Origin of the sequence: Nitrospirillum pindoramense, assembly GCF_007827955.1 — a bacterium.
Taxonomy (GTDB): Bacteria; Pseudomonadota; Alphaproteobacteria; order Azospirillales; family Azospirillaceae; genus Nitrospirillum; species Nitrospirillum amazonense_B.
In genome coordinates, this window is sequence record NZ_VITR01000001.1 from 572,321 (window position 1) to 598,048 (window position 25,728).

The following is a 25,728-nucleotide window of genomic DNA, read 5'->3' on the forward strand; positions in this document are numbered from 1 at the left end:
GAGGGGGCGGCCTGAAAGGGGTGGGGGTGTCAGTGCTGGGGCGCGGGGCAGGCCGCAGGCCAGGCCTCCTCCGCCGTCGAAGCCGCCGATAGTCCGCCGCGCCAGACAAAAAATTCGCCGCTTTCATTTCCGTGCAAATCCCGAGCGAACATCAGCGTCTTGCCGGTTGGCGAGAAAAGCGCGCCGATCTCGGAACCGGTCGCGTTCACGTCCGGCCCCAGTGCGCGGCGTGGTGACCAGCCGTTGTCCGTCTTGTGGCTTTCGTAGAGCGTGCGCACGTCTCCGGCGCCGTTTTCCGCCATCAGGATCAGGCGCTGGCCGTCGGGTGACGGCAGGGCCTCATACTCGTCATCGGGTCCATTCAGGGCGGGCCCGGCGTTTTCAACCGTCCAGCCACCCTGGCCATCGGCGCGCGCGCGCCAGATGTCGGTCTTGCCGAAGCCGCCTGGACGGTCCGACCCGAAATAGAGCCAGCCATCCGGTGCCAGCCGTGGAAACCACTCATATCCCATGGAATTGATGGGGGATGGCAGGCGCACGGGCTGTCCCCAGTGGCCATCGGCCCCCCGCTCGACGCGCCAGATGTCCAGATCCTCACGATGGACGCCGTCCGTCGTGCGGTTGGATATGAACCATACCGACCGCCCATCCGGCGAAAACCAGGGGTCCGCTTCCACGCCGTCGCCCGCGAAGGGGGCGTCCTGCGGGGGGCTCCAGCCGGATGGGGTGCAGTGGCTGTAGAGGATGCGCCATCCGCGAAATTGCGGGGTGCTTCGCACGAAATAGAGATCGCCGGTCAGCGGATCGAACGCGGGGTGCGACTCATACTGATCCGATGCGATACCGCTTGGTGCCCAGTGCGTCACCCGCCCGGTTCCCGAATCCGCCCCAGCGGGGGAACTGCTCGCCATCAGGGCGCCAAGCGTGATCGCCACATAGGCGGCATGTCGGCGACGACTCATTTGGCCCTCACGATATGGTGACCCCCCCTTACAACGGGCGAAATCCAATGTGCCGTTCGCGCGGTCTGCAATCAATCGGGCTTGCGGCCCGGCTTGCGGCGGCATTCCCCCGCTTCCTGCCCCTGACGCGGGGTGGACGTGGTGACGTCGGGCGTTGCGGCCCCGCGTGCGCCCGTATATAACGCCGCCACTTTCGAGATTCCCTCACTTCAAATCCCAGGAGATCCGGCCATGGCCGTCGAACAGACCTTCTCGATCATTAAGCCCGACGCCACCCGTCGCAACCTGACCGGCAAGATCAACGCCAAGTTCGAGGAAGCCGGTCTGCGCATCGTCGCGCAGAAGCGCATCCAGATGACCAAGCAGCAGGCCGAGAAGTTCTACGAAGTGCACGCCGCCCGTCCGTTCTACGGCGACCTGGTGTCCTTCATGACCTCCGGCCCGGTGGTCGTGCAGGTCCTGGAAGGTGAGAACGCCGTGGCCCGCAACCGCGAGATCATGGGCGCCACCAACCCGGCCAACGCCGACGCCGGCACCATCCGCAAGGAATTCGCGGAATCGATCGAAGCCAACTCCGTCCACGGCTCCGACAGCCTGGAGAACGCGAAGATCGAGATCGCCTACTTCTTCGCCGGCACCGAGATCGTCGGCTGAACGCCGGCGTCACGGATGACGATTTAGGGAAAGCGGCCTCGGGGGCGACCTCGGGGCCGCTTTTCTTTTGCGCTATCCGTGTATGTCCCCTGCACAGAAATTATGCAGGAAGGGCGGTGACGCGACTTTGCGCATTTTTCTGGCCGTCCGGTCAAAAAAATCCTGACCAAATGGTCAAATTCATGTCACTCTCCATTCCATAAATTTCGGGCTATAACGTGCGGGCATGCCTGGCCGAAAGGGGTCGGGCGCTTTCTGGGAGAGCGGCTTTGGCACAGCGTCACGACGGCTTCGGCGTCCACCCCATTCCCACGTCCGCGGCCCCCGATGGCCGTGGGTCGGGAAGCGTCCCGAACAACATGGACGCGTTCTGGATGCCGTTCACGGCCAACCGTCAGTTCAAGAAGGCGCCGCGCCTGTTCGTGGGCGCCAAGGACATGCACTACACCACTGATGACGGCCGCCAGGTGCTGGACGGCACGGCCGGCCTGTGGTGCGTGAACGCCGGCCATTGCCGGCCCGAGATCGTGCAGGCGGTGCAGGCGCAGGTGGCGGCCATGGACTATGCCCCCGCCTTCCAGATGGGCCACCCCGGCGCTTTCGAGTTGGCGGCCCAATTGGCCGCCCTGCTGCCCACCGGCATGGACAAGGTGTTCTTCACCAATTCCGGTTCGGAATCCGTGGATACGGCGCTGAAGGTGGCGCTGGCCTACCACCGCGCCCGGGGGGACGGAACGCGCACCCGCTTCATCGGGCGGGAACGCGGCTACCACGGCGTGGGCTTCGGCGGCATCTCGGTCGGCGGCATCGTCACCAACCGCAAGTTCTTCGGCCCCCTGCTGGCCGGTGTCGACCATCTGCCGCACACCCATGACAAGGCGCACCAGGCCTTCACCAAGGGCCAGCCGGAATGGGGCGCCCATCTGGCGGATGAGTTGGAGCGCATCGTCACCCTGCACGACGCCTCCACCATCGCCGCCGTGATCGTGGAGCCGGTGGCGGGGTCCACCGGCGTGCTGCTGCCGCCCAAGGGCTATCTGGAAAAGCTGCGGGCCATCTGCGACCGCCACGGCATCCTGCTGATCTTCGATGAGGTCATCACCGGCTTCGGTCGCCTGGGCGCGCCCTTCGCCACCGACTATTTCGGTGTGGTGCCGGACATCATTACCGCGGCCAAGGGCCTGACCAACGCCACGGTTCCCATGGGGGCGGTGTTCTTCAAGAACCACATCTACGACGCCTTCATGACCGGGCCGGAGAACGTCATCGAGCTGTTCCACGGCTACACCTATTCCGGCCATCCGCTGGCCACCGCCGCCGGCCTCGCCACCCTGAAGATTTACAAGGAGGAGGGGCTGCTGACCCGGGGGGCGGAACTGGCGTCCTATTGGCAGGAGGCGGCGCACAGCCTGCGCGGCCTGCCGCATGTCATCGACGTGCGCAACCTGGGCCTGATCGCCGGTATCGAGTTGGAGCCCATCGCCGGCAAGCCCACGGCGCGCGCCTTCGACGCCTTCCTGCGGGCCTTTGAGAAGGGCCTGCTGATCCGCACCACCGGCGACATCATCGCCCTGTCGCCGCCGCTGATCATCGAGAAAAGCCACATCGACCAAATCTTCGGCACGCTGGCCGAGGTGCTGCGCGAATTGCCCTAGGGGCTGCTGCCCTTGGGCAAAAAACAAGTCGAAAAATAAAGCCAATCAAGGCATACGCCTGCGACACGCGTACCTCTGAACAGGACCGCCGGGAACGCACGACCGTCCCGGCGGTGGCCCAGTAAAGGGCCGGAAAGGACGGGAGCAGCAGATGAGTGGCGTCAACGGGGCCGCACACGGGAACCAGCTCAGCCTGGACCGGGACTTGGTTCCCCCCTTCACCGCCTTGCAAGCCATGGCGGAGAGCAGCCGGTGCCTGTATTGCTATGAGGCGGCCTGTGTCACGGCCTGCCCCACCGCCATCGACATCCCGGGCTTCATCCGCAAGATCGGCACCGGCAATGTGAAGGGGGCCGCCCGCACCATTCTGGACGCCAACATCATGGGCGGCACCTGCGCCCGCGCCTGCCCGACGGAGGTGCTGTGCGAACAGGCCTGCGTGCGCAACAAGGCGGAGGCGGAACCGGTGGCCATCGGCCGTCTGCAGCGCTATGCCACCGACGCGCTGTTCAAGGCGGGCGTGCAGCCCTTCACCCGCCAGGCGCCGACCGGCAAGCATGTCGCGGTGGTGGGCGGCGGCCCCGCCGGCCTGGCCTGCGCCCACCGGCTGGCCCTGCTGGGGCACGAGGTGACGGTGTTCGAGGCCCGCGCCAAGGCCGGCGGCCTGAACGAATATGGCTTGGCCGCCTACAAGATGGTTGGCGACTTCGCCCAGCGCGAGGTGGACTTTATCCTGTCTCTGGGCGGCATCAGCGTGAAGACGGGCATGGCTCTGGGCCGCGACGTTACGCTGGCCCAACTGCGCCAGGATTTCGACGCCGTGTTCCTGGGGGTCGGCCTTGCCGGGATCAACACCCTGGGCGTGGCGGGTGAGGATTTGGCCGGCGTGGCCGACGCGGTGGACGTCATCGCCGCGCTGCGCCAGCGGACCGCCCCCCCGGTGGCCGTGGCCGGCCCCCTGGCTGGGCGCCGTGTGGTGGTCATCGGTGGCGGCAACACGGCGGTGGACGCCGCCATCCAGTCGCTGTGCGCCGGGGCGGCGGAGGTCACCATGGCCTACCGCCGGGGCACGGCCGAGATGGGCGCCACGGGGCATGAGCAGGATCTGGCCCGCACCCAGGGGGTGGTCTTGCGCACCTGGTTGGCGCCGCGCGAGATCCTGGGGGCCGGCGGCGCCGTCAGTGGCATCGTGCTGGAACGCATGGCGATGGATGCGGGCCGCCTGGTTGGTACCGGCGAGACGGTGACCATCCCCTGTGACGTCGTGCTGAAAGCCGTGGGGCAGAAGCTGGCGCCCGGCGGGTTGGATGGTCTGGCGTTGGCGGGCGGCCGCATCCAGGTGGACGAGACCCTGGCCACCAGCCTGCCTGGCGTCTATGCCGGCGGCGATTGCATCAAAAGCGGTGAGGACCTGACCGTGCAGTCCGTGGCGGACGGCAAGGCAGCGGCCTTCGCCATCGACGCCTATCTCAAGGCTTGAGCAGGGGAGGGACGACCCATGGCCGATCTTCGCGCCACCATCGCCGGCATCACATCGCCCAACCCGTTCTGGCTGGCCTCCGCCCCGCCCACGGACAAGGAATACAACATCGTTCGCGCCTTCAAGGCCGGTTGGGGCGGTGTGGTGTGGAAGACCCTGGGCGAGGACCCGCCCGTGGTCAACGTCAGCAGCCGCTATGGCGCTCTGCTGGACAGCAACCGCGCCCTGATCGGCTTCAACAACATCGAGCTGATCACCGACCGCCCACTGGAGGTCAACCTGCGGGAGATCGCGGCGGTGAAGAAGGCCTGGCCCGACCGCGCCGTCGTCGTCTCCCTCATGGCGGTGATGACGGAGGCGGCGTGGGCCGGGCTGGCCCGGCGGATCGAGCCGACCGGGGCGGACGGGCTGGAGCTGAACTTCGGCTGCCCCCACGGCATGTGTGAGCGCGGCATGGGCTCCGCCATCGGCCAGGTGCCGGAAATGGTGGAGCAGGTGACCCGCTGGGTGAAGAACGCCACCCGCCTGCCGGTGATCGTGAAGCTGACGCCCAACATCACCAATGTGCTGTGGTCGGCGGAAGCGGCCAAGCGCGGTGGGGCCGACGCCGTGTCGCTGATCAACACCATCAATTCCATCGCCTCCGTCGACCTGGACGCCATGGCGCCCACCCCCACCGTGGGCGGCAAGGGCACGCACGGCGGCTATTGCGGCCCGGCGGTGAAGCCCATTGCGCTGAACATGGTGGCGGAGATCGTGCGCAACCCGGACACGCGGGGCCTGCCCATCTCCGGCATCGGCGGCATCGGCACCTGGCGCGATGCGGCGGAGTTCCTGGCCCTGGGCTGCGGCAGCGTCCAGGTTTGCACCGCCGCCATGACCCATGGCTTCCGCATCGTCGAGGACATGATCGACGGTTTGTCGGCCTGGATGGATGAGAAGGGCTATCGCACCCTGGCCGATTTCCAGGGCCGCGCCGTTCCCAACGTCGTGAACTGGAACGACCTGAACATGAACTTCGTCACCAAGGCGAAGATCGACAAGGATTTGTGCATCGACTGCGGCCGCTGTCACATCGCCTGCGAGGACACCTCGCACCAGGCCATCCGCATCATTCCGGCCGAAGGCAAGCGCCTGTTCGAGGTGGTGGATGAGGAGTGTGTGGGCTGCAACCTGTGCGCCCATGTCTGTCCGGTGCCGGACTGCATCACCATGCATGAGCAGGAGACGGGGCGGCCCTACCTGACCTGGCCCGAGCATCCGCAGAATCCCGCCCGCGTCCTGCCGCCGAAAGCCGCCGAATAAGGGAGCATGTGAACCATGAGCACTGAGGCCAAGTTCGGCACGAACGTCGCCATCAACGGCAGCCGGCTGTGGGACAGCCTGATGGAGATGGCCAAGATCGGCGCCACGCCCAAGGGCGGGGTCTGCCGCCTGGCCCTGACGGACCTGGACAAGCAGGGCCGCGACCTGTTCGTCCAATGGTGCCGCGACGCGGGCTGCACCATCACCGTGGACGCCATCGGCAACATCTTCGCCCGCCGCCCCGGCCGCAATAACGCGCTGCCGCCCATCCTCATGGGCAGCCACCTGGACAGCCAGCCGACGGGCGGCAAGTTTGACGGCGTCTATGGCGTGCTGGCCGGGCTGGAGGTGGTGCGCACCCTGAACGACCTGAACTACCAGACCGAGGCGCCGATCGAGGTGGTGGCCTGGACCAATGAGGAAGGGTCCCGCTTCGCGCCGGCCATGGTCGCCTCGGGCGTGTTCGCCGGCACCTTCGACCTAGAGTACGGCTTGTCGCGCAAGGACCTGGACGGCAAGACCATGGGGGAGGAGTTGGCCCGCATCGGCTACGCCGGCGACGCCCCCATCCGTGGCCGCGAGCTTGGCGCCTATTTCGAGGCCCATATCGAGCAGGGCCCCATCCTGGAGGCGGAGGACAAGACCATCGGCGTGGTCACAGACTGCCAGGGCCAGCGCTGGTATGAGATCACCTTCACCGGCCAGGAGGCCCACGCCGGCCCGACGCCGATGAGCCGGCGGCGCGACGCCCTGCTGGGCGCCGCCCGTGTCGTGGAGGCGGTGAACCGCATCGGGCTGGAGCATGCGCCCTACGCCTGCGCCACGGTGGGCCTGATGCAAATCCACCCCAATTCCCGCAACGTCATCCCAGGCCGGGTGTTCTTCACCGTCGATTTCCGTCATCCCGACGATGCGGTGCTGGCGGAAATGGACGCAAAGCTGCGCGACGCCGTTGCACGAGTCGCCCAGGAAACCGGTCTCGAAACGGAATTCGAGCAGATTTGGTATTATGCCCCGGTGAAATTCGACGCGGGCTGCGTGGAGGCCGTGCGCGGCGCCGTGGCGGAATTGGGCTACAGCAACCGCGACATGGTGTCCGGGGCAGGGCATGACGCCTGCTACCTGGCCCGTGTAACCCCGACATCGATGATCTTCATTCCTTGTGTGGACGGCATCAGCCATAACGAGATTGAACATGCGCATCCGGAATGGTGTGAGGCCGGATGCAATGTTCTGTTGCGGGCCGTGGTGGCGAAGGCCGACGCCACCTGACCCGCGTTCCGCATTACGGGTACGAGGGGTTGGAAGTACAGATGGCGCAGGGTGTTGGGGGAGCGTCCAAGAAGGACCAGAAGTCAGTACGGGCGGACGCGCCGGCCGCGGCGCCCGAAGGGGGCATACGGCGTGAGAACCTGCGCCGCATCCTGACCGCGGCGGAGCAGGTGTTCGCCGAGCAGGGATACGGCGGCGCCACCACGGCGGCCATCGCCCTCCGTGCCGGCCTGCCCAAGGCCAACGTGCATTATTATTTCAGCACCAAGCACGACCTGTATCGCGCCGTGCTGGCTGACATCCTGAAGCAATGGCTGGACCCCCTGGCCCATGTCACGCCGGACAGCGACCCGGCCCAGGCGCTGGCGGGCTATATTCGCGCCAAGATGCGGGCCACGCGCGACCGTCCGGTGGTGTCCAAGGTCTTCGCCAGTGAGATCATCCATGGTGCCGCCGAGATCGAAGGCTTCCTGACGTCCGACCTGAAGAAGCTGGTGGATGAGAAGTCGGCCGTGCTGGACGGCTGGATCGCCGAGGGCCGCATGGCCCCGGTGGATACCCGGCACTTCTTCTTCTTCATCTGGGCGGTGACTCAGCACTACGCCGACTTCGATGCCCAGGTCCGCGCCGTGCTGGGCCGCAAGAAACTGACGCGCCGCGACTTCGACGCCATCACGGTGGAGGTCGTGCGCTTCATCCTGCGGGGGGCCGGGCTGTCGTTGCCCACCGCGTGAGCCACACCAACGGAATGAGGGATCCTCCTCATTCCGTTGCAGGCCCTGACCAGGGCCGCCGGAACGTTTCGGGAAGCGCAGCGGACTGGAACGTGAGGAAGCCAAGCCGCCGGATGGCGGCGCCCGGCGATTGAGGGACACTTGATAGGAGTTACCCCATGACCACCCCCCCCTCCATCCGCACCCTGATCCGGGGCGGCACCGTGGTCACCGCCGACCAGACCTTCCGCGCCGACGTTTATGCCGAGGATGGGGTGATCCGCGCGGTGGGGCCGGATTTGGCGGCGCCGTCGGACGCGACGGTGGTGGATGCCGGCGGCTGCTATGTCATGCCGGGCGGCATCGACCCGCACACCCATATGCAGCTGCCCTTCATGGGCACGGTGGCCAGCGATGATTTCTACACCGGAACGGCGGCGGGCCTGGCCGGCGGCACCACCATGATCATCGATTTCGTCATCCCCAACCCCAAGCAGAACGTGATGGAGGCCTACCGCACCTGGCGCGGCTGGGCGGAGAAGGCGGCGGCCGACTATTCCTTCCACGTCGCCATCACCTGGTGGGATGACAGCGTGCACGCCGACATGGGCGCCCTGGTGCGCGACCACGGCGTGAACAGCTTCAAGCACTTCATGGCCTATAAGAACGCCATCATGTGCGATGACGAGGTGCTGGTGAACAGCTTCACCCGCGCCCTGGAACTGGGCGCCATGCCCACCGTCCACGCCGAGAATGGCGAGCTGGTGTTCCAGCTGCAGAAGCAGTTGCTGGCCCAGGGCCTGACCGGTCCCGAGGCCCATCCCCTGTCCCGACCCACGGCGGTGGAGGGGGAGGCGGCGAACCGCGCCATCCAGATCGCCAAGGTGCTGGGCGTGCCGCTCTACATCGTACATGTCAGCTGCCGCGAGGCGCTGGAGGCCATCGCGCGCGGGCGCATGGACGGCCACCGCGTCTATGGCGAGGTGCTGGCCGGCCACCTGCTGGTGGACGATAGCGTCTACCGCCATCCCGATTTCGAGGTGGCCGCCGCCCATGTCATGAGCCCGCCCTTCCGCGCCAGGGAGCATCAGGCCGCGCTGTGGCATGGCCTGCAGTCGGGCACCCTGCACACCACCGCCACCGACCATTGCTGCTTCTGCGCGCCGCAGAAGGCCGCCGGCCGCCATGACTTCACCCGCATCCCCAACGGGACGGGCGGAGTGGAGGATCGCATGGCCGTGCTGTGGCACCACGGGGTGAACAGCGGCCGGCTGACCATGAACGAATTCGTGAAGGTCACCTCCGCCAATGCCGCGCAGATCTTCAACATCTACCCGCGCAAGGGCGCGGTGGCCGTGGGCGCCGACGCCGACCTGGTGGTGTGGGACCCGGCCGCGACCAAGACCATCTCCGCCAAGACCCACCACCAGAACGTGGACTACAACATCTTCGAGGGCATGGAGGTGCGAGGCCTGCCACGCGTCACCCTGACCGCCGGCCGCGTGGCCTGGCAGGATGGCGATTTGCGGGCGGTGCGCGGCGCCGGGCGCTATGTCAACCGTCCGGCCTTCGCGCCCGGCTTCGACGCCGCCGCCAAGCGGAAGCAGGCGCTGAAGCCGGTGGGTGTGGATCGGGCATAGGCGAAAAGGGCCTCATAAACAGAAGACGGGCCTAATAGAAGACGGGATTCGGGAGGTCGCCGCCCGGTGACAAGAACCAAAAGGTTTGAACGGGGGCATTTATGGGCACAGGGCAGGGCGTCGACACGACGTCGGAGATCTGGAACGCGGACTTGGCGCCGGTGGACCCGCGCCATCGTACCTGGCGCTGGGTGCACTTCGCCGCGCTGTGGGTGGGCATGGTCATGTGCATCCCCTCCTACATGCTGGCGTCCGGCCTGATCGAGCAGGGCATGTCCGCGGGCCAAGCGGTCGGCACGGTGTTGCTGGGCAACCTGATCGTGCTGGTGCCCATGCTGCTGGTGGGGCACTCGGGCGCCAAGTACGGCGTGCCCTTCGCCGTCATCGCCCGGTCGGCCTTCGGGGTGCGGGGCAACAAGCTGCCGGCCCTGCTGCGCGCGCTGATCGCCTGCGGCTGGTTCGGCATCCAGTGCTGGGTGGGCGGCAGCGCCATCTACGCCATCGGCAACATCCTGACGGCGGGCGCCCTGGATGGGGCCAAGCTGGGCTGGATCGGCATCAATGCCGGCCAGCTGGTGTGCTTCTTCCTGTTCTGGGCCCTGCATCTCTATTTCATCGCCAAGGGGCCCGAATCCATCCGCTGGGTGGAAACGGTGACGGCGCCCCTGAAGATCCTGATCATCCTGGCGCTGCTGTGGTGGGCCTACGACAAGGCCGGCGGCTTTGGCAGCCTGCTGTCGGCCCCGTCGCAGTTCGGCCCCGGCGGCGCCAAGGAAGGTGGGTTCTGGGTGGCCTTCCTGCCCGGCCTGACGGCCATGGTGGGCTATTGGTCCACCCTGGCCATCAACATCCCCGATTTTACCCGCTTCGCCCGCAGCCAGAAAGACCAGTACCAGGGCCAGGCGCTGGGCCTGCCGCTGCCCATGGCGGGTCTGGCTTTCATCAGCGTCGCCGTCACCTCCGCCACCATCACCGTCTATGGCAAGGCCATCTGGGACCCGGTGGATCTGGCCGGCCGGATGGAGGGTATCGCCGTCGCCATCGGCCTTGCCATCATCGTCATCGACACGCTGTGCGTGAACTTGGCGGCCAACACCGTGGGGCCGGCCTATGACTTCGCCGCCATCTTCCCCCGCGCCGTGAATTTCAGCCGGGGCGGCTACATCACCGCCGCCATCGGCGTGATCATGATGCCGTGGAAGCTGATCGAAAGCACCCAGGGCTATATCTTCACCTGGCTGCTGGGCTATGGCGCCCTGCTGGGGCCGCTGCTGGGCATCATGCTGGCCGACTATTGGCTGGTACGCCGCGCCCGCCTGAGCCTGGAGGGGCTGTTCGATCTCAACGGGCCCTACGCCTACAGCGGTGGCTGGAACCTGAGGGCCCTGGGGGCCTTCATCATCGCCGTGCTGCCCAACATCCCTGGCTTCCTGCATGCGGCCTTCCCGGCGACCTTCGCCGGCGTGCCGGCCTTTTTCCAGGCGATCTACAGCTATGCGTGGTTCACTGGGTTGTTCATCGCCACCGTCCTGTACGCCGCCCTGATGCGCCGCGTCCCGGCGGTGTGATGGCGGGCCTGTCGGTTTAACCCCGCTGTGAAGGACGGATGATGACGGCACCCCTGAAGCCACCGGCGGAGGTGGCGGATTTCCTGAACCTCGACATCCGCGTGGGCCGGGTGGTGCAGGTGCTGCCTTTCCCCAAGGCGCGCAACCCGTCCTACAAGGTGGCGGTGGATCTGGGCGATCTGGGCATCAAATGGTCCAGCGCCCAGATCACCCACTACAGGCCGGAGGAGTTGGTGGGGGGCCAGGTGGTGTGCGTCTGCAACTTCCCCCCGCGCAACATCGCCGGCTTCCTGTCGGAGGTTTTGATCCTGGGCGCCCGTAACGCGGCCGGCGATGTCGTGGTACTGACGCCCCGGTCGGCCGTGCCGCCGGGGGAAACGGTGTACTGACGACTCAGGCCGACCGCAGCAGCCGGATGAAGTCGTCGGCGAAGGCCTCGGCATCACAAAGGGAGGAGGCGGCCATGACGGGGCGCAACCGCTGGCGTAGGTCGGCGACCTCTTCCAGATTGGTGGCCAGGCGAACGGCGATGTCGACATATTCCTGCACGGTCGTCGCCATGAGCGACGTGAGTCCCAACACGCTGAGGAAGCAGGTGGAGTGGCGGCCGGAGAAGGTCTGCCCCGTGAGCGTCACCACGGGCAGGCACATCCATAGGGATTCCAGGGTGGTGGTGCTGCCGGCGAAGGGGAACGGGTCCAGCGCGATGTCGACCCGCTGCATGCAGGCGACGTGCTCGGCTTGCGTGGTGGCGCCCAGGAAGTCGAGGCGCGCGGCATCAATGCCGCCGGCCCGGAATTGCTCCAGGATGCGGGCCTGAACCGGCGCCTCATCCAGGCCGCGCGATTTCAGCAGCAGGCGGGATCCCGCCACGCGGGTCAGGATTTGCGCCCAGCAGGCGATGACCTCGGCGTTCAGCTTGGCCGCGATGTTGAAGCATCCGAAGGTGACGTGGCCGTTGCCCTCCGCCGGCGGTGGCGGCACGGCGGGGGCCGCGGCCGGCGGGTCGTAGCACAAGAAGCTGTGCGGCATGCGGACGACCCGCTCGGTATAGAATTCTTCGGCTTCGGGCGGGATGTGATGGGGATCGGCGATGATCAGGTCCATCTGCGTCAGCCCGGTGGTGGCCATATAGCCGGCCCAGGTCGCTTGGCGAGGGGCGGGACGCAAGGCGAACACGTCCAGTCGGTTGCCGGCGATGTGGCCGGCGAGATCGATCAGGATGTCGATGCCATCCTCGCGCACTTGCCGCGCCACCATCGGGGCGTCCAGCCCCTGGATGGGCCGCCAGGCGCATACGGCTTGCACCCGGCGGGTGATGTCGTCCTCCACCCGCTGGTTGGCGTAGGCGATCAGCGTCACCCCCCGCTTGGCGAGCGCCTCCAGCGCCCGGACGATGAAATAGCCCACGGGGTGGTTGCGGAAGTCGCCTGAAACAAGGCCGATGCGCAGGGCCCCGTGGTGTCCGGCTGGTGGGGCAGGCGGGGCTGGTGGGACGGGTTGGGCGTGCCGTTGCGCCCAAGCGATATGCTCCGCCCGGACCTGGGCCAGAGTCACCGCAGGGTGGAAAAGGCGAGTATAAACCAGGTTGGAATGGATGTCCGCCCGCTCTGGCGCCACGGTCACGGCATGCGTCAATGCCGCCAGCGCTTCATCGATCTCCCCCAGGTCGCGCAGGGCGTTGCCCAGGGTCAGCAGGATACCTGGATCGTCGGGCGTCAGCGCCTGGGCCCGGCGCGCATAGGCCAGGGCGGCGGCGGGCCGGCCCATGGCCAGCAGCAGATCACCATAGGCGGCCTGCGCCAGGGGGGAGGCCGGCAGGTCCTGGGCGCACCGCTCCAGCAGGGTGAGCGCCTCCTGGCCGCGGTCAAGACGACGCATCAGCAGTCCCAGCCCCAAGGCGGCCTGACCGGCGCCCGGCTCCAGCGCCACCGCCTGTCGGAAAAGCCGTTCAGCCAGGATGTCATCGCCCAGTCCCATGAAGGCGTCGGCCAACAGGGTCAGCGTGTGGGATGAGGCGTCGCCCCGGTCCAGCCAGTCAGTCAACGCCTGATGGGCCTCCGCCGTGCGGCCCTGGGCGGTCAGCACGTTGGCGAGCATGATGGTCGCTTCCAGGACGGCCGGGGCGGCCATCGCTGTCTGCCGGGCCAGGGCTTCCGCAGAGGCTGTGTCGCCGGCGGCCAACCGGTGCGCCGTGAGCTTGAGCCGCAGGGCGATCTCACCTGGACAACGGGCCACGGCCTCCTCCAACCCTTGCCCCAGGCCGGCCGACCGGGACTGTTCCAGCGCCGCGATCAGGCCGGTCCAGCATCCGGCATGGGTGGGGGCCAGGGCGATGCCGGCGCGGAAGCTGTCCACCGCCTCCGCCGGCTGGCCGGTGCCCAGCAGGGCCAGGCCCAGGTTGCGGTGAGCCTCGACATTGCCGGGATTGGCCTTGACGCCCCGTCGCAGTGGGGCCACCGCGTCGGCATGGTGGCCCAGCCGCAGCAGGGCGGCACCCAGGTTGATGAGGGCGTCGGCCAGGTTGGGGTTCAGTTTCAGGGCCTGGCGGCAGGCGGCCACGGCCCCCGGGGCGTCGCCCGCCCCCAACAACACCACGGCCAGGTTGGAATGGAATTCCGGCACCCGTTTGTTGAGGGCGATGGCCTGGCGGATCAGGGCGATACCCTCCGCCACGCGACCGGTTTGCGCGCACAGCACGCCCAGCAAATTGCGGGCGAACCCGGTATCGCCGGTATTGATGGCTTGGCGGTATTCCTGTTCCGCTTCGGCAAGGCAGCCGGCCTGATGAAACTGAATCGCCGCGTTCAGGTGTTTCGACATCATCCGGACCTTAAAGCCATTTGTTTACAGATATGTCGAAGGGACCCACGGGTGCAATGGTCTGGGCTTCCATCGGTCTTGGCGAACGATGTCGCGGCATCGGCCCAAAGCACATCGGCGCCGCCCACGGCTTCGTGATGCACGAAGCGCGGACGGCGCCGATGGGAAAATGCCATGGTGGCCAGATGTGGAGGCTGGGCTACACCTTGCCCAGCAACAGGGCCAGCACCAGGATGATGTCGCCCACGATCATCAGGAACATGGAGAAGCCCCACCCCAGGGCGAATTGCGCCAGGAACATCAGCATCAGCAGGACAACAGCGATGATGCCCGCCTTCACGAAGCGCGTGAAGGCATGCCAGCCGTCGGCATGTTCCTTGACCACCGTGTCGCTGACCGCGACCGCACCGCTGTGAGCACCGGCCATAGTTCGCCCTCCCTTGTCCCGAGATGAAACCCGTTTTCCAAGGTTTATGCGCAAACGCGGGCCGCTGGCAAGGGGCCGCGTTGTTCGGTTAACGGTTCAGGTCACGCCTTGGTTGTGATCCTCTGTGCCCAGTGGCGGGTGGCCGCGCCAGCGGCGGCCATGCATAATGGCGCCATGAGAAACGAAACACCCCCCTGGCCGTCGAGTGGAGGGCGATCATGAGGCCGCGCCCCCTCATGCTGGCCGCCATCACGCGGTGTGAACGGCATCAGGCCACGTCCGCGGTCACCGACGCCATCATGGCGGCGGGCGGATGGCTGGTCGACAGCACCCAGTTTTCCAATCTGGCGATGGCCTTGCGCTTCGTCCTGCCGGCCGAAGGGCTGACGCCCTGGGCGGCGGCCGTGGCGGAGGCGGGCGTGCGGCTGGATGAGGACAGCCAGGCGCGGCTGGCCACCCAGGCCGCCAAACCCCGCGAGCCGGACACGGAAATCACCGCCGGCCTGAACCTGACCTTCCTGCATGACGAGCCGGACCTGCGGCAAACCGTGCCAGCAATCCCCGGATAGGACCTCAGGCAGGAGTCGGGTTCAGCGCCGTGGCGGGGAGGGGCAGGGGCCCGGCCAGCACGGCGCGGTTGCCTTCCACCGTCACCCGGCCCTCGGCGATCAGGCGCACGGCGTGGGGATACAGCTGGTGCTCCGCCTCCAGCACGCGGGCGGACAGGGTGTCGGCGGTGTCCTCCGCCTGCACCGGCACGGCGGCTTGCGCCACGATGGGGCCGCTGTCCACCTCACTGCGGACATAGTGCACCGTGCAGCCGTGGAAGCGCACGCCGGCGTCCAGTGCCCGCTGGTGGGTGTCGATGCCGGGAAAGGCCGGCAGCAGCGACGGGTGGATGTTGATCAGCCGGTCGCGCCAATGGTCCACGAACCAGGGCGACAGCAGGCGCATGAAGCCGGCCAGGCACACCAGTTGAACGCCGGCATCCTCCAGCGCCCGGGTCATGGCCTGCTCGAACGCCGGCTTGTCGGCATAGTTCTTGTGCGGCAGCGCCAGGGCCGGGACGCCGGCGCCCCGCGCCCGCTCCAGCCCCGCGGCATCCGCCTTGTTGGACAGGACCAGCGCCACCTCCGCCGGGAAGTCCGGCGCGGTGGTGGCGTTCAGCAGGGCCTGCAGGTTGCTGCCCCGGCCGGAAATGAGAACGCCCAGCTTGAGCTTGCCGGGCGTTCCGCTGTTTACGAGTGCCATGCCTTGTCCGTGCCCGTCACCGTGACGCGATGGGCGGCATCGGCCGCGACCGGCACCACCTGGCCGATGCGCGTAACCGTCTCACCACCCTGGGTCAGGACGGAGATCGCCTCATCCGCCTTGTCGGCGGGCACCACCACGGCCATGCCGACGCCGCAGTTGAAGGTGCGGGCCAGTTCCAGGTCGGCGATGGTGCCGACGCCGGCCAGCCAGCGGAACACCGGCGGCAGAGTCCAGGATGTCGCGTCCAGGGTGACGCCCAAGCCGTCCGGCAGGACGCGCGGAATGTTCTCGATCAGGCCGCCGCCGGTGATGTGGGCCATGGCCTTCACCAGGCCGGCGCGCACCGCCGCCAGCGTGCTCTTCACATAGATGCGGGTGGGGGTCAGCAGCGCCTCGCCCAAGGTCTTGCCCGGGGCGAAGGGGGCTTCATCCTCATAGGTCAGGCCCGAGACGGACACCAGCTTGCGCACCAGGGAATAGCCGTTGGAATGCACGCCGCTGGACGCCAGGCCCAGGACCACGTCGCCGGCGGCGACACCGGCGCCGGTCAGCACCTGGCTGCGTTCCACGGCACCCACGGAGAAGCCGGCCAGGTCATAGTCGCCATCGGCGTACATGCCCGGCATCTCGGCCGTCTCACCGCCGACCAGGGCGCAGCCGGCCTGGCGGCAACCCTCGGCGATACCGGCGACGATGGCGCGGCCGGCGGCCACGTCCAACTTTCCGGTAGCGAAATAATCCAGGAACAGCAGGGGCTCCGCCCCCTGTACCACCAGGTCGTTCACGCACATGGCCACCAGGTCGATGCCGACCGTGTCATGGCGCTTGGCGTCGATGGCGACCTTCAGCTTGGTGCCGACGCCGTCGGTGGTGGACACCAACAGCGGATCGGTGAAGCCGGCGGCCCGCAGGTCGAACAGGGCACCGAAGCCGCCCAGGCCGGCGTCGGAACCGGTGCGCGCGGTGGACTTGGCCAGGGGCTTGATCGCCTCGACCAGGGCGTTGCCCGCGTCGATGTCGACACCGGCGTCCTTGTACGAATAGGTGCTTATGGCGTCCTCGCAGGGCCTGGGCTAAGAAGGGGCGTCCATCCGGGGGCCGCTGCGCTAAGGCCGCCGCCCGCCACCGTCGTTTCAAGACGGTTCCGTGACCCGCCCGGGTTTCGGCGCCGAACATAGCAATATCGGAAGGCTTTGCAATGCCGCACCGCTGCATCCCCCTCCTGCGCCAGACCGGGTTCCGGGGCGCCATTTTCCTGGCCCTGGCGGCCGGGGTATGCGCCGCCGGGGCCTTCGCCGGGCGGGCCCGTGCCGAGGCCGGTGGCGCGACGGCGGCGGAGCAGGCCTTCGTGGAGCGGGGCGTGGACGTGGATGTTACCGCCGGCAACGCCAACCAGGCCCGCGACCAGGCCATCCTGCAGGCCCAGCGCGAGGCGCTGGCCCGCCTGTTCCGCAAGCTGACCCCCGCCGCCGATGGCCGCCAGCCCCCGTCCGTGGGGCAGGGGGATCTGGAGGCCCTGGTGGCCGGATTCGAGCTGGAGCAGGAGCGCGCTTCCTCTGTCCGCTATGTCGGCCGCTTCACCGTCCGCTTCCGCCCCGCCGCCGTGCGCCAGCTTCTGCAACAGAACGGCGTGCGCTATGCCGAGATGGTGGGCAAACCCGCCCTGGTGCTGCCCCTCGACGCCACCGGGACGGAGCCCGCCCTGTGGACCGATGGCCCCTGGCGCCAGGCCTGGGCGCAGATGGGGCAGGTCGACGGGCTGGTGCCCGTGACCCTGGCGCCGCCGGACGGCGCCGATCAGACCGACCTGCCGGCCAAGGCCGCGCTGACGCCGGATGCCGCCGTCCTGGCCCGCATCGCCGCCCGCCATGGCGCCGGCCAGGTGGTGGTGGCCCGGCTGGAGGGCGACGCCGCCAAGGGCTATCAATTGACACTGACCACCTTCATCCCCGGGGAAGGGCTGTCGCCGCCGGAATCGGTGCCGCAAGGGGCCTTCGTTTCCCGTCCGTTGCCGTCGGCCACGCCGGACGTCCAGCCCGCGGTCGCGGTGCCGGCCCCGCTGGCCCTGGCCGTCGCCACCACCGTCGACCGGGTGGAGGAAGGGTGGAAGCGCCGCGTGGTGGTGGACAGCCACCAGTCCGGGCAGGTGTCCGTGCGGGTCCCCCTGACGGACCTCGCCACCCTGGTGGAGGTGCGGCGGCGGTTGGCCGGCGTGCCGATGGTGACCCAGGTGGACACCAGCGCGCTCAAGACCACCGAGGCGCTGTTGACACTGACCGTGCTGGGCGACGTCAGCCACCTCAAGACCGCGCTGGCCCAGCGTGATCTGACGCTGTCGGAGGTGGACGCCGCCGCCCCCGCCGGCCCGGCCCCGGCCGGTCAACAACCGACCCAGCCGGCGGTGCGCTACCAGATCAGCCTAGCCGGGGCCTAAGCGGCGCCCCTGACATAAGGCTGCCTGATTCCAGGGGCTTGTCTGGTATAGTCATTGGCTCGGTTTCGATTCAGGCACTCTCGGGGGGACGATGGCGGAGACGCATGCGGGGCGGCAGACACGATTCTGGCTGATCGGTCTGGTTCTGGGAATCGCCCTCATCTGGCTGCTGCGCGGCATGTTGCTGCCCTTTGTCGCCGGCATGGCCATCGCCTATCTGCTGGACCCCGTGGCCGATCGGCTGGAAGGGTTCGGCCTGCCCCGCCTGGCGGCCACCTGCGTGGTGCTGCTGGTCTTCGTCGTCGCCGTGGTGCTCGCCATCCTGCTGCTGGTGCCGCTGATCCAGCAGCAGGTCAGCCAGCTGATCGAAAGCCTGCCGGCCATCATCACCTGGGCGCGGGATGAAACCATGCAGCGCGTCCGCAGCCTGATGGCCGCCTTGCCGCCCGATGACATCGAGCGGCTGCGCGGCGCCGCCAGCGAGTATGTCGGCACGCTGGTCGGCTGGGGGGCGGATTTTATCAAGAACCTGTTCACTGGCGGGGCCGCCCTGTTCGGCCTGGTTTCCCTGCTATTCATCACCCCGGTGGTGGCCTTCTATCTGCTGCGCGACTGGGACCGCATGGTGGCGACCCTGGACGGCTGGCTGCCGCGGGAGCATGCCGAGGTCATCCGCGAACAGTTGCGGGCGGTGGACCGCACCCTGGCCGGATTCGTGCGTGGCCAGGCCACGGTCTGCGTGGCGCTGGGCGCCTTCTACGCCCTTACCATGACGGCGGTGGGCCTGAATTTCGGCCTGGTCATCGGCCTGATCGCCGGCATCCTGTCCTTCATCCCCTATGTCGGCACGGTGGTCGGTTTCGGCGCCAGCGTGGGCGTCGCCCTGTTCCAGTTCCACGACGTGTGGCGCGAGGGGCTGGTGGTGGCGCTCTACATCCTGGGCCACCTGCTGGAAGGCTATGTCCTGACGCCCAAGCTGGTGGGCGACAAGGTGGGCCTGCATCCCGTCTGGGTCATGTTCGCCCTGCTGGCGGGCGGCAGCCTGTTCGGCTTCACCGGCGTGCTGCTGGCGGTGCCGGTGGCCGCCATCATCGGCGTGCTGGTGCGCTTCGCATTGCGTCAGTACCTTTCCAGCAGCTATTACACCGGCGTCCCTCCCGAGGAGGTGACGCGCGTGGATCCGGCCCCGGAAGGCCGGGTCCCGTCGGGGATGGAAACCGGGGCGTCGCCGCCGGTTCCCTGATCCGGCGCCCCTTTCTCCCGCCTACAGTGCCCGCTGCCGGTAAGATCCTGGAATCATGGCCGACTTGAGACAATTGCCCTTGGACCTGGGGCACCGTTCCGCCATGGGGGAGGCCGACTTCCTGGTGGCGCCGGGCAACGCCGACGCGGTGGCCTGGCTGGACGCCTGGCCGGACTGGCCGGCGCCGGCCCTGGTGCTGTACGGCCCGCCCGGCTGCGGCAAGAGCCATCTGGCCCAGGTATGGCGCGCCCGGTCGCGGGCGCCGCTGCTGGGGCCGGAGGATCTGGACCCGGCGGAGGTGCCGCACCTGCTGGGCCCCACCCGCACCGCCGTCATCGACCGCACGCATGAGATCTCGGGCGACACGGCGCGGGAACGCGCCCTGCTGCATCTCTACAACATCACCAAGGAGGCGGGGGGGCAGTTGCTGCTGCTGGCCCACTACGCCCCTGTCAATTGGACCCTGCGCCTGCCCGACCTGCGCTCCCGCCTGGTGGCGGCGCCGGCCGTGGGCATGGCCGCCCCCGATGACGCCCTGCTGATGGCTGTGCTGGTCAAGCTGTTCGACGACCGCCAGGTGCGGGTGGGCGAGGACGTCATCGCCTGGCTGATGACCCACACCGAACGCTCCTTCGACAGCGCCCGCCGCACCGTGGCCCTGCTGGACCGCGCCGCCCTGGCCGCCAAGAAGCCCATCACCGTGGCCTTCTGCCGCCAGGTGCTGGAGCCCAAGGATAGGCCGACGGAGTCGTAGGCCTTCCTCCGGCCGCTACCGCCCGACGATCCAGAACATCCGCCGCCGGCTGTAGCCGCGCCAGGTGGTCGGCAGCTTGGCCAGCGCCGCCGCCTCCTCCTGCGCCAGGCGGGACAGCAAGCGGGTGCTGCGGGCCTTGGGGCCGGTGGCCTTGGCCAATTGCGCCACCAGCTGGGCCGCCTGGCGGGCCAGGGCGGGGGCGGTCACGGCGGCGTGCAGGCGGGTGAGGGGGGCCAGCGGGTCGGCGGCGGGTCGCTTCCCGGCGCTGGTCTTGGTGCCCGCCTTAGCGCCTTTGGGCTTGGCGGTGGTCACGGGGTAGAGGCCGCGGCAGACCTCCGCCGTTTCATACAGGCGCTGGGCCCGGCGGCGCAGGCGTTCCAGCGCGTCGGTGTCGGGCGGCGTTTTCTGCCCAGGGACGACGGACTTGGCGACGGATTTGGCGCCGGGCGCGGGCGGGGGCGCCAGGTCCAGGCGGGCCAGGGCCTTGGCCACCTTGTCCTGCAAGTCGGCCAGCAGGTGGGGCGCCACCGTCCTCAGCGGCTGGTCCAGGGCAGGGGAGGCCCATCCGCCGCCCTCGATCCACGCCGCGAGATCCAGCATCAGCGCGGTGTGGCCGGCGCCGCGCAGGTGCTTCATCACCCGGCGGCGGCCCTGGGTGGCGGCATGGTCCAGCACCAGCCGTTGGCGCTTGCTCAGGCCGGCCGCCCCCTTGCGGTCGGGCAGCAGGGCGGCGCGTTCGGCCAGGCGATGCCAGGCGCGGGCCGTTTCCAATAGGGTGCGCAGCGGGATCAGGCGCCGGCGCAGGGCGTCCGCCGCGTCCGCGTGCGGATTGACGGCGGCCTTGGTCCAGGCCAGCCCGGCGGCGGGCGTCAGGCCGATGACCACGCGCAACAGGCGCAGCGCCGTGTCCAACCGCCGGCTGGCGGCCGCCATTTCGCGCAGGGCTTGGGCGTCGCCGCTTTCCAGCAGCACGGTGGCGTTTTCCAGCAGGTGGCCCACCGCCTGGCGGGTGGCATGGCGGAAGCCCTCCGCCACCGTCGTCACCGGGGTCAGGGCCGCAGGATGGGCGGGGACGGCCGCTGCCGGCTTGCCCGTCAGCAGGCGCAGGCCCGCGTCCGCCTTGCTGCCCGTGGTCAGGCGCAATGGGGCGTGGTGATGCAGGGCGGCGGCCACCTCGAACAGGGCCGCGACCCGCCCGCCCTTCAATTCCAGCTCCACCTCCGCCACCGGCCAGGTGGTTTCATCGCCCGCGCCAGGGACGGACAGGCGCACCTCCCCCTGGTCCAGCGCCAATTCCACCGAGGTGCGGGGGTCGGGGTGCAGCAGCAGGGCGGTGCGGTGGATATCGGTGGCGAAACGGGCGGCGACCTCGGCCCACTGCGCTTCGCTCAGCAGGCCGGCGATGGCGGCCGGCAGCAGGGCGCGGTCCGGCCCGTCCCCGTCCGCCGGCAACTCCCACTCCCATTCCCGCCGGCCGGCGGCGGCGGCGGTGCCGGCGTCGGACGCCCAGGTCTTCACCGTCTGCACCCGGCGGCCGCCCTGACGGCGAACGCGCAAGGCCAGGCCACGCGCGGCCAGCGCCAAATCCGGCGTGTCATAGTAGGTGGTGACCTGATGGCGATGGACGGCGGGGCCATCGGCCATGCGCGCCAGCAGGGGCAGCGCCTGCAGCCTCTCCAGCGCCGCCGGCGTCGTCGCCAGTTTCACCTCCACCTCACGCACGGCCAGCGTGCGCTTGGGCCGGGAACCGGAGGGGGGCGCGGGTGGTTGTGGCCCAGCGGGTTCGGGAGCAATGGGGGGCGTGGCGACGCCGCCCGTCGCCTCGGCCGGGGCATCGGGACCACTGGGGGGACCACTGGGTGCGGGACCACTGGGTACGGGTGTGGGGCGGTCGGGGCCGTTCGTCATCCCGAATGGATAACCGAAGATGGCGCCTGCGTTAAGGTCGTGTTGCGGAATTACATCGATTCGGGGCAAACGGCAAAATTCTTTCCCTCAGGTTGCTTTGCGACGCACAGTTGCGATAGTCTCGGCACTCCGTTGCGTCACAATAAGTCGCCACCCCGAGCCCGCCCCCGTAAGCCCTCCGCCCCGGCACCCCATTTCGCCAGTGCGAGGTAGGATAATGACTCAGCGTCATGCCTAACACCGGTGGAATGCGGAACGGATGGACAGGCGGTCCGGCGCGACAGGGATGAGCAACCAAACTGGGCACCGAATCATCATGACGTCATCGCTGGCAGCGTCGCGGGCTGCTGAAAAGTCCGCGGAAAAGTCCCCCGACTCCAGTCAGGCCCAGGGCCTGACCGCGACGCCCACCACCCCAGCGAAGACCCCAACGATGACCGGCAAAACCGCATCCACCAAGGCCGCCTCCGTCCCGGACGCCACGGCCACCCCGGGGGTGGACGTCAAGGCGGCCGATGCCGCCACCCTGGCGACCTTGGCCAAGGCTGGCCCCTTGCTGGATCGCTCGGTGGCCAAGTTCGGCGGCGCCAGTGCGGGGACTATGGGCGGGGGCGCGACGGATGCGGTCGGGCTGACGGCCGATCTGGTGGCGCGGCTGACCCGCTATACCGAACTGGCGGACGCCGATCCCTTCGCCAACCCGGTGTCACTGCTGGCCCTGGATGTCTCCCGCCGCCTGCACTCGGGTGAGTTGGATTTGGCGGCGGTGGAGCAGGCCATCCAGTACCTGGGGGCGGAGGGCTTCCTGGCCCGCGCCCGCCGCCTGGGCGCCTATCTGGGTGAGGCCGATCCCGCCGCCAACGCCGCCCGCATCCGCGCCCTGATCGATGGCCTGGCGGTGGACGCTGATGGCAAGGCCGTGCCGTTCGACGCCTTCCGCGCCCAGGTGGAGAAGGAGATTTTCGGCATCGTCATCACCGCCCACCCGACGTTCAACCTGACGGGGGAACTGATGGACGCCATGGCCAAGCTGGCCACGGGGCGGGACGCGGCGGGCGTGCCCCTCACGGCGGAGGCGCGCAAGGGCTTGATCGCCGCCGTCGCGGCGACGGAGCTGCGGCCCGGTGAGCTGTCGCTGGTGGATGAGCACCGCCTGTCGCTGGCGGCCATCACCAACATCCAGGCGGCGCTGCGCACCGTCTACGACATCGTGTTGACCGTGGCGCGGGAGCGCTACCCCGACCAGTGGGCCGAACTGACGCCGCGCCTGCTGACGGTGGCCAGCTGGGTGGGATACGACCTGGACGGCCGCTCGGACATCCGCTGGTCCGACACGCTGCACAAGCGCCTGGTGGTGCAGGTCGGGCAACTGCGCCACTACCTGGCCGAGGTGCAGGCCATCCGCAAGGCGGCGCCGGTGCAGGAAGACCTGCGCAACACCCTGGATCTGCTGGAATCCCGTCTGGCCCTGGCCATCGCCCAGGTGACGGATGAGGTCGCCGCCTTCGGCAGGGAGACGACCACCCAGAAAGACATCGAAGCCATCGCCCAGCGCATGCATGAGGGCCTGCCCCTGCGCCTGGTGGAGGCCGCGCACGCCATCGAGCAGGTGGACCGCGCCATTCGTTTGGCGACGGCGGTCGGCAAGGGCGTCGCCGGCAAGGATGGCAAGGGCGACGACGTGGTGCGGCGCCTGGCCATCCTGAAGGCGGAACTGTCGAACTACGGCCTGGGCCAGGCGCATACCCATGTGCGCATCAACGCCACCCAGCTGCACAACGCGGTGCGCAAGACGGTGGGCATGGAGACGGCGCCGGATGATCCGCGCTACCGCCAATCCTACCTGACCGCGATCACCGGCCTCCTGGATGAGGTGCGGCCGGTGCGCATCAATTTCGGCAGCATCATCGCCGAGCGCACCTCGGCTAAGCGGCTGTTCATGGTCGTGGCCCAGATGCTGAAGTATGCCGACGCGTCGGTGCCCGTCCGCTTCCTGATCGCGGAATCCGAATCGGCCTTCACCGTGCTGACGGCGCTCTACTACGCCCGCCTGTTCGGCGTGGCTGACAAGGTTGACATCAGCCCCCTGTTCGAGACGGAACGGGCGCTGGAGGTGGGCAGCCGCGTCATCGAGCAGTTGCTGGACAACCCGCACTACCGCGATTACGTGAAGCGGCGCGGCCGCCTGTGCATCCAGACCGGCTTCTCCGACGCCGGCCGCTACCTGGGGCAGACACCCGCCTCCGCCAGTATCGAGCGTCTGCGCCTGCGCATCGCCCGCCTGTTCACCCGCCATCGGCTGGACGGTGTGCAACTGGTGATCTTCGACACCCACGGCGAATCCATCGGCCGTGGCGCCCATCCGGCGGGCTTCCCGGAACGCCTGGGCTATGTCGCGGCCCCGGCGACGCTGTCGTTCATGGCCCACCACAAGATCGCCTTCAAGCAGGAGGTCAGCTTCCAGGGTGGCGACGGCTATCTCTACTTCGTGACCCAGCCTGGCGCCCTGGCCGTCGTGACGCGCATCCTGGAGCATATGCTGGGTGGCAAGCACACCACCCTGGATGACGACCCGTTCTATGGCGACGCCGACTACATCCGCGAATTTTTCACCACGGTGAAGCAGTTCCAGGTGTCGCTGGTGGAAGATCCGAACTACGGCGCCCTGCTGTCGGCCCTGGGCACCAACCTGCTGTATCCCTCCGGCAGCCGGGCCATCAAGCGCCAGCACGACGGCAACGCCGACGATGTGGACCAGAGCCGTGCCTCGCAGTTCCGCGCCATTCCGCACAACGCCATTCTGCAGCAGATGGGCCTGCCGGCGAACACGGTCAGCGGCGTGGGCGAGGCCATCGACAAGGACCCGGAGCATTTCGCCGAGCTGTACCGCACCTCGCCGCGCTTCCGGCAATTGCTGGGCATGGTGGAATACGGCGTGGCCATCGCCAGCCCCGACGCGCTGAAGGCCTATATCGACACCCTGGACCCGGCCTTCTGGCTGCTGCGCGCCGCCCACACCGCCGACCCCGCCCGGGTGGAGGAGATGCGGCGCCTGGCGGCCATCCTCGAGGACAACCCCCTCCATAGCCGCCTGATCCGCATCTTCCGCAAGCTCTACCGCGATTTCGACGTGCTGGAGGAAGGGCTGGCCCGGGTGGAACGCCCGCCGGTGCCGGGCCAGGTGGCGCCACCGGACGAGGCGCTGAGCAACGGCCTGCTGGTGCTGCACGCCCTGCGCATCGCCCTGATCCAGGAGGTTTTCCTGCGGGCGACGCACATCCCGCAATTCTCCAGCCAGCACAACATCACCCACCGCCGGCTGATGGCGCGGCTGATGCAACTGGATGTGCCCTGGGCCCTGGACCTGCTGTCCCGCATCTTCCCCGTGGCCGAAACCGCGGGGGAGGGCGATTTCGGCGAAAGCGCCACTTACGTCAGCGATGACAGCCAGAATTACGGGCAGGAGAACGAACGCATCTTCAAGCCCATCGCCAGCCTGTACGATCTGGTGCGCCGCGTCGGCAACGGCATCACCCAGCGTATCGGCTTCTTCGGCTGACGCGCCATGAAAAAGGGGCGCCTTCCCCAGGGAGGGGAGGGCGCCCTTTGCCTTGTTACGCTGGGTTCAGAGGTTCG

The 25,728-nt window shown here is 68.5% G+C and carries 20 protein-coding genes; 14 read left to right on the forward strand and 6 right to left on the reverse strand.

The annotated features are described in order from the left end of the window. Positions 1-29: 29 nt before the first annotated feature. The gene (locus FBZ90_RS02340) at positions 30-1,067 is read right to left on the reverse strand and encodes a TolB family protein (RefSeq protein ID WP_211101886.1); all 1,038 of its coding nucleotides are present in this window, start codon (positions 1,065-1,067) and stop codon (positions 30-32) included. A 126-nt stretch (positions 1,068-1,193) separates the two neighbouring features. Between FBZ90_RS02340 and ndk the strand changes: the two genes are divergently transcribed. From ndk to FBZ90_RS02385, 9 genes are all read left to right on the forward strand, one after another. Next, positions 1,194-1,616, forward strand: coding sequence for a nucleoside-diphosphate kinase (gene ndk / locus FBZ90_RS02345; protein ID WP_040844830.1), 423 nt, complete (start codon positions 1,194-1,196; stop codon positions 1,614-1,616). A gap of 359 nt (positions 1,617-1,975) precedes the next feature. Next, complete coding sequence (gene aptA / locus FBZ90_RS02350; protein WP_145729499.1) at positions 1,976-3,271, forward strand: omega-aminotransferase AptA; 1,296 nt, start codon at positions 1,976-1,978, stop codon at positions 3,269-3,271. Positions 3,272-3,422: 151 nt separating this feature from the next. Then, positions 3,423-4,751 (forward strand): NAD(P)-dependent oxidoreductase, encoded by a 1,329-nt coding sequence (locus tag FBZ90_RS02355; RefSeq protein ID WP_145729404.1) that lies wholly within the window; start codon positions 3,423-3,425, stop codon positions 4,749-4,751. An 18-nt stretch (positions 4,752-4,769) separates the two neighbouring features. Further along, positions 4,770-6,056: an NAD-dependent dihydropyrimidine dehydrogenase subunit PreA gene (gene preA, locus FBZ90_RS02360; protein WP_145729405.1), complete on the forward strand. Its 1,287-nt coding sequence runs from the start codon at positions 4,770-4,772 to the stop codon at positions 6,054-6,056. Positions 6,057-6,071: 15 nt separating this feature from the next. Further along, complete coding sequence (locus FBZ90_RS02365) at positions 6,072-7,328, forward strand: Zn-dependent hydrolase (protein ID WP_145729406.1); 1,257 nt, start codon at positions 6,072-6,074, stop codon at positions 7,326-7,328. Between the two features lie 41 nt (positions 7,329-7,369). Next, positions 7,370-8,062 (forward strand): TetR/AcrR family transcriptional regulator, encoded by a 693-nt coding sequence (locus FBZ90_RS02370; RefSeq protein ID WP_145729407.1) that lies wholly within the window; start codon positions 7,370-7,372, stop codon positions 8,060-8,062. 158 nt (positions 8,063-8,220) lie between these two features. Further along, on the forward strand, positions 8,221-9,681 hold the full coding sequence (hydA, locus tag FBZ90_RS02375; RefSeq protein ID WP_211101887.1) for a dihydropyrimidinase: 1,461 nt from the start codon (positions 8,221-8,223) through the stop codon (positions 9,679-9,681). Between the two features lie 101 nt (positions 9,682-9,782). Further along, on the forward strand, positions 9,783-11,249 hold the full coding sequence (locus tag FBZ90_RS02380; RefSeq protein WP_145729408.1) for an NCS1 family nucleobase:cation symporter-1: 1,467 nt from the start codon (positions 9,783-9,785) through the stop codon (positions 11,247-11,249). 38 nt (positions 11,250-11,287) lie between these two features. Beyond that, complete coding sequence (locus FBZ90_RS02385) at positions 11,288-11,638, forward strand: tRNA-binding protein (RefSeq protein WP_246130105.1); 351 nt, start codon at positions 11,288-11,290, stop codon at positions 11,636-11,638. A 4-nt stretch (positions 11,639-11,642) separates the two neighbouring features. Here the strand turns inward: FBZ90_RS02385 and FBZ90_RS02390 are convergent, their stop codons facing one another. Together FBZ90_RS02390 and FBZ90_RS02395 are read right to left on the reverse strand one after the other, a co-directional pair. Next, positions 11,643-14,075, reverse strand: a complete 2,433-nt coding sequence (locus FBZ90_RS02390; RefSeq protein ID WP_145729409.1) for a tetratricopeptide repeat protein — start codon at positions 14,073-14,075, stop codon at positions 11,643-11,645. Positions 14,076-14,271: 196 nt separating this feature from the next. Beyond that, on the reverse strand, positions 14,272-14,499 hold the full coding sequence (locus tag FBZ90_RS02395; protein WP_145729410.1) for a hypothetical protein: 228 nt from the start codon (positions 14,497-14,499) through the stop codon (positions 14,272-14,274). A 218-nt stretch (positions 14,500-14,717) separates the two neighbouring features. Here FBZ90_RS02395 and FBZ90_RS02400 point away from each other — a divergent pair, with 218 nt between their 5' ends. Beyond that, positions 14,718-15,068 (forward strand): hypothetical protein, encoded by a 351-nt coding sequence (locus FBZ90_RS02400; RefSeq protein WP_145729411.1) that lies wholly within the window; start codon positions 14,718-14,720, stop codon positions 15,066-15,068. 4 nt (positions 15,069-15,072) lie between these two features. Here the strand turns inward: FBZ90_RS02400 and purN are convergent, their stop codons facing one another. Together purN and purM are read right to left on the reverse strand one after the other, a co-directional pair. Further along, complete coding sequence (gene purN / locus FBZ90_RS02405) at positions 15,073-15,750, reverse strand: phosphoribosylglycinamide formyltransferase (RefSeq protein WP_145729412.1); 678 nt, start codon at positions 15,748-15,750, stop codon at positions 15,073-15,075. After that, positions 15,738-16,805, reverse strand: a complete 1,068-nt coding sequence (purM, locus tag FBZ90_RS02410; protein WP_145729413.1) for a phosphoribosylformylglycinamidine cyclo-ligase — start codon at positions 16,803-16,805, stop codon at positions 15,738-15,740. Before purM ends, purN begins: the two co-directional genes overlap by 13 nt. 146 nt (positions 16,806-16,951) lie before the next feature. Here purM and FBZ90_RS02415 point away from each other — a divergent pair, with 146 nt between their 5' ends. The 3 genes from FBZ90_RS02415 to FBZ90_RS02425 all read left to right on the forward strand — a co-directional run bounded on the left by FBZ90_RS02415 (position 16,952) and on the right by FBZ90_RS02425 (position 20,184). Then, positions 16,952-18,187 carry a DUF2066 domain-containing protein gene (locus FBZ90_RS02415; RefSeq protein ID WP_145729414.1) on the forward strand — a complete coding sequence of 412 codons (1,236 nt, stop codon included), beginning with the start codon at positions 16,952-16,954 and terminating at the stop codon, positions 18,185-18,187. 91 nt (positions 18,188-18,278) lie between these two features. After that, positions 18,279-19,430, forward strand: a complete 1,152-nt coding sequence (locus tag FBZ90_RS02420; RefSeq protein ID WP_145729415.1) for an AI-2E family transporter — start codon at positions 18,279-18,281, stop codon at positions 19,428-19,430. A gap of 55 nt (positions 19,431-19,485) precedes the next feature. After that, on the forward strand, positions 19,486-20,184 hold the full coding sequence (locus tag FBZ90_RS02425) for an HdaA/DnaA family protein (protein WP_186455564.1): 699 nt from the start codon (positions 19,486-19,488) through the stop codon (positions 20,182-20,184). Positions 20,185-20,199: 15 nt separating this feature from the next. On the opposite strand, the gene FBZ90_RS02430 is transcribed toward FBZ90_RS02425, so the two are convergent. After that, complete coding sequence (locus FBZ90_RS02430) at positions 20,200-21,906, reverse strand: CYTH and CHAD domain-containing protein (RefSeq protein WP_186455565.1); 1,707 nt, start codon at positions 21,904-21,906, stop codon at positions 20,200-20,202. A gap of 619 nt (positions 21,907-22,525) precedes the next feature. Here FBZ90_RS02430 and FBZ90_RS02435 point away from each other — a divergent pair. After that, positions 22,526-25,651: a phosphoenolpyruvate carboxylase gene (locus tag FBZ90_RS02435; RefSeq protein ID WP_145729418.1), complete on the forward strand. Its 3,126-nt coding sequence runs from the start codon at positions 22,526-22,528 to the stop codon at positions 25,649-25,651. Positions 25,652-25,728 lie beyond the last annotated feature (77 nt).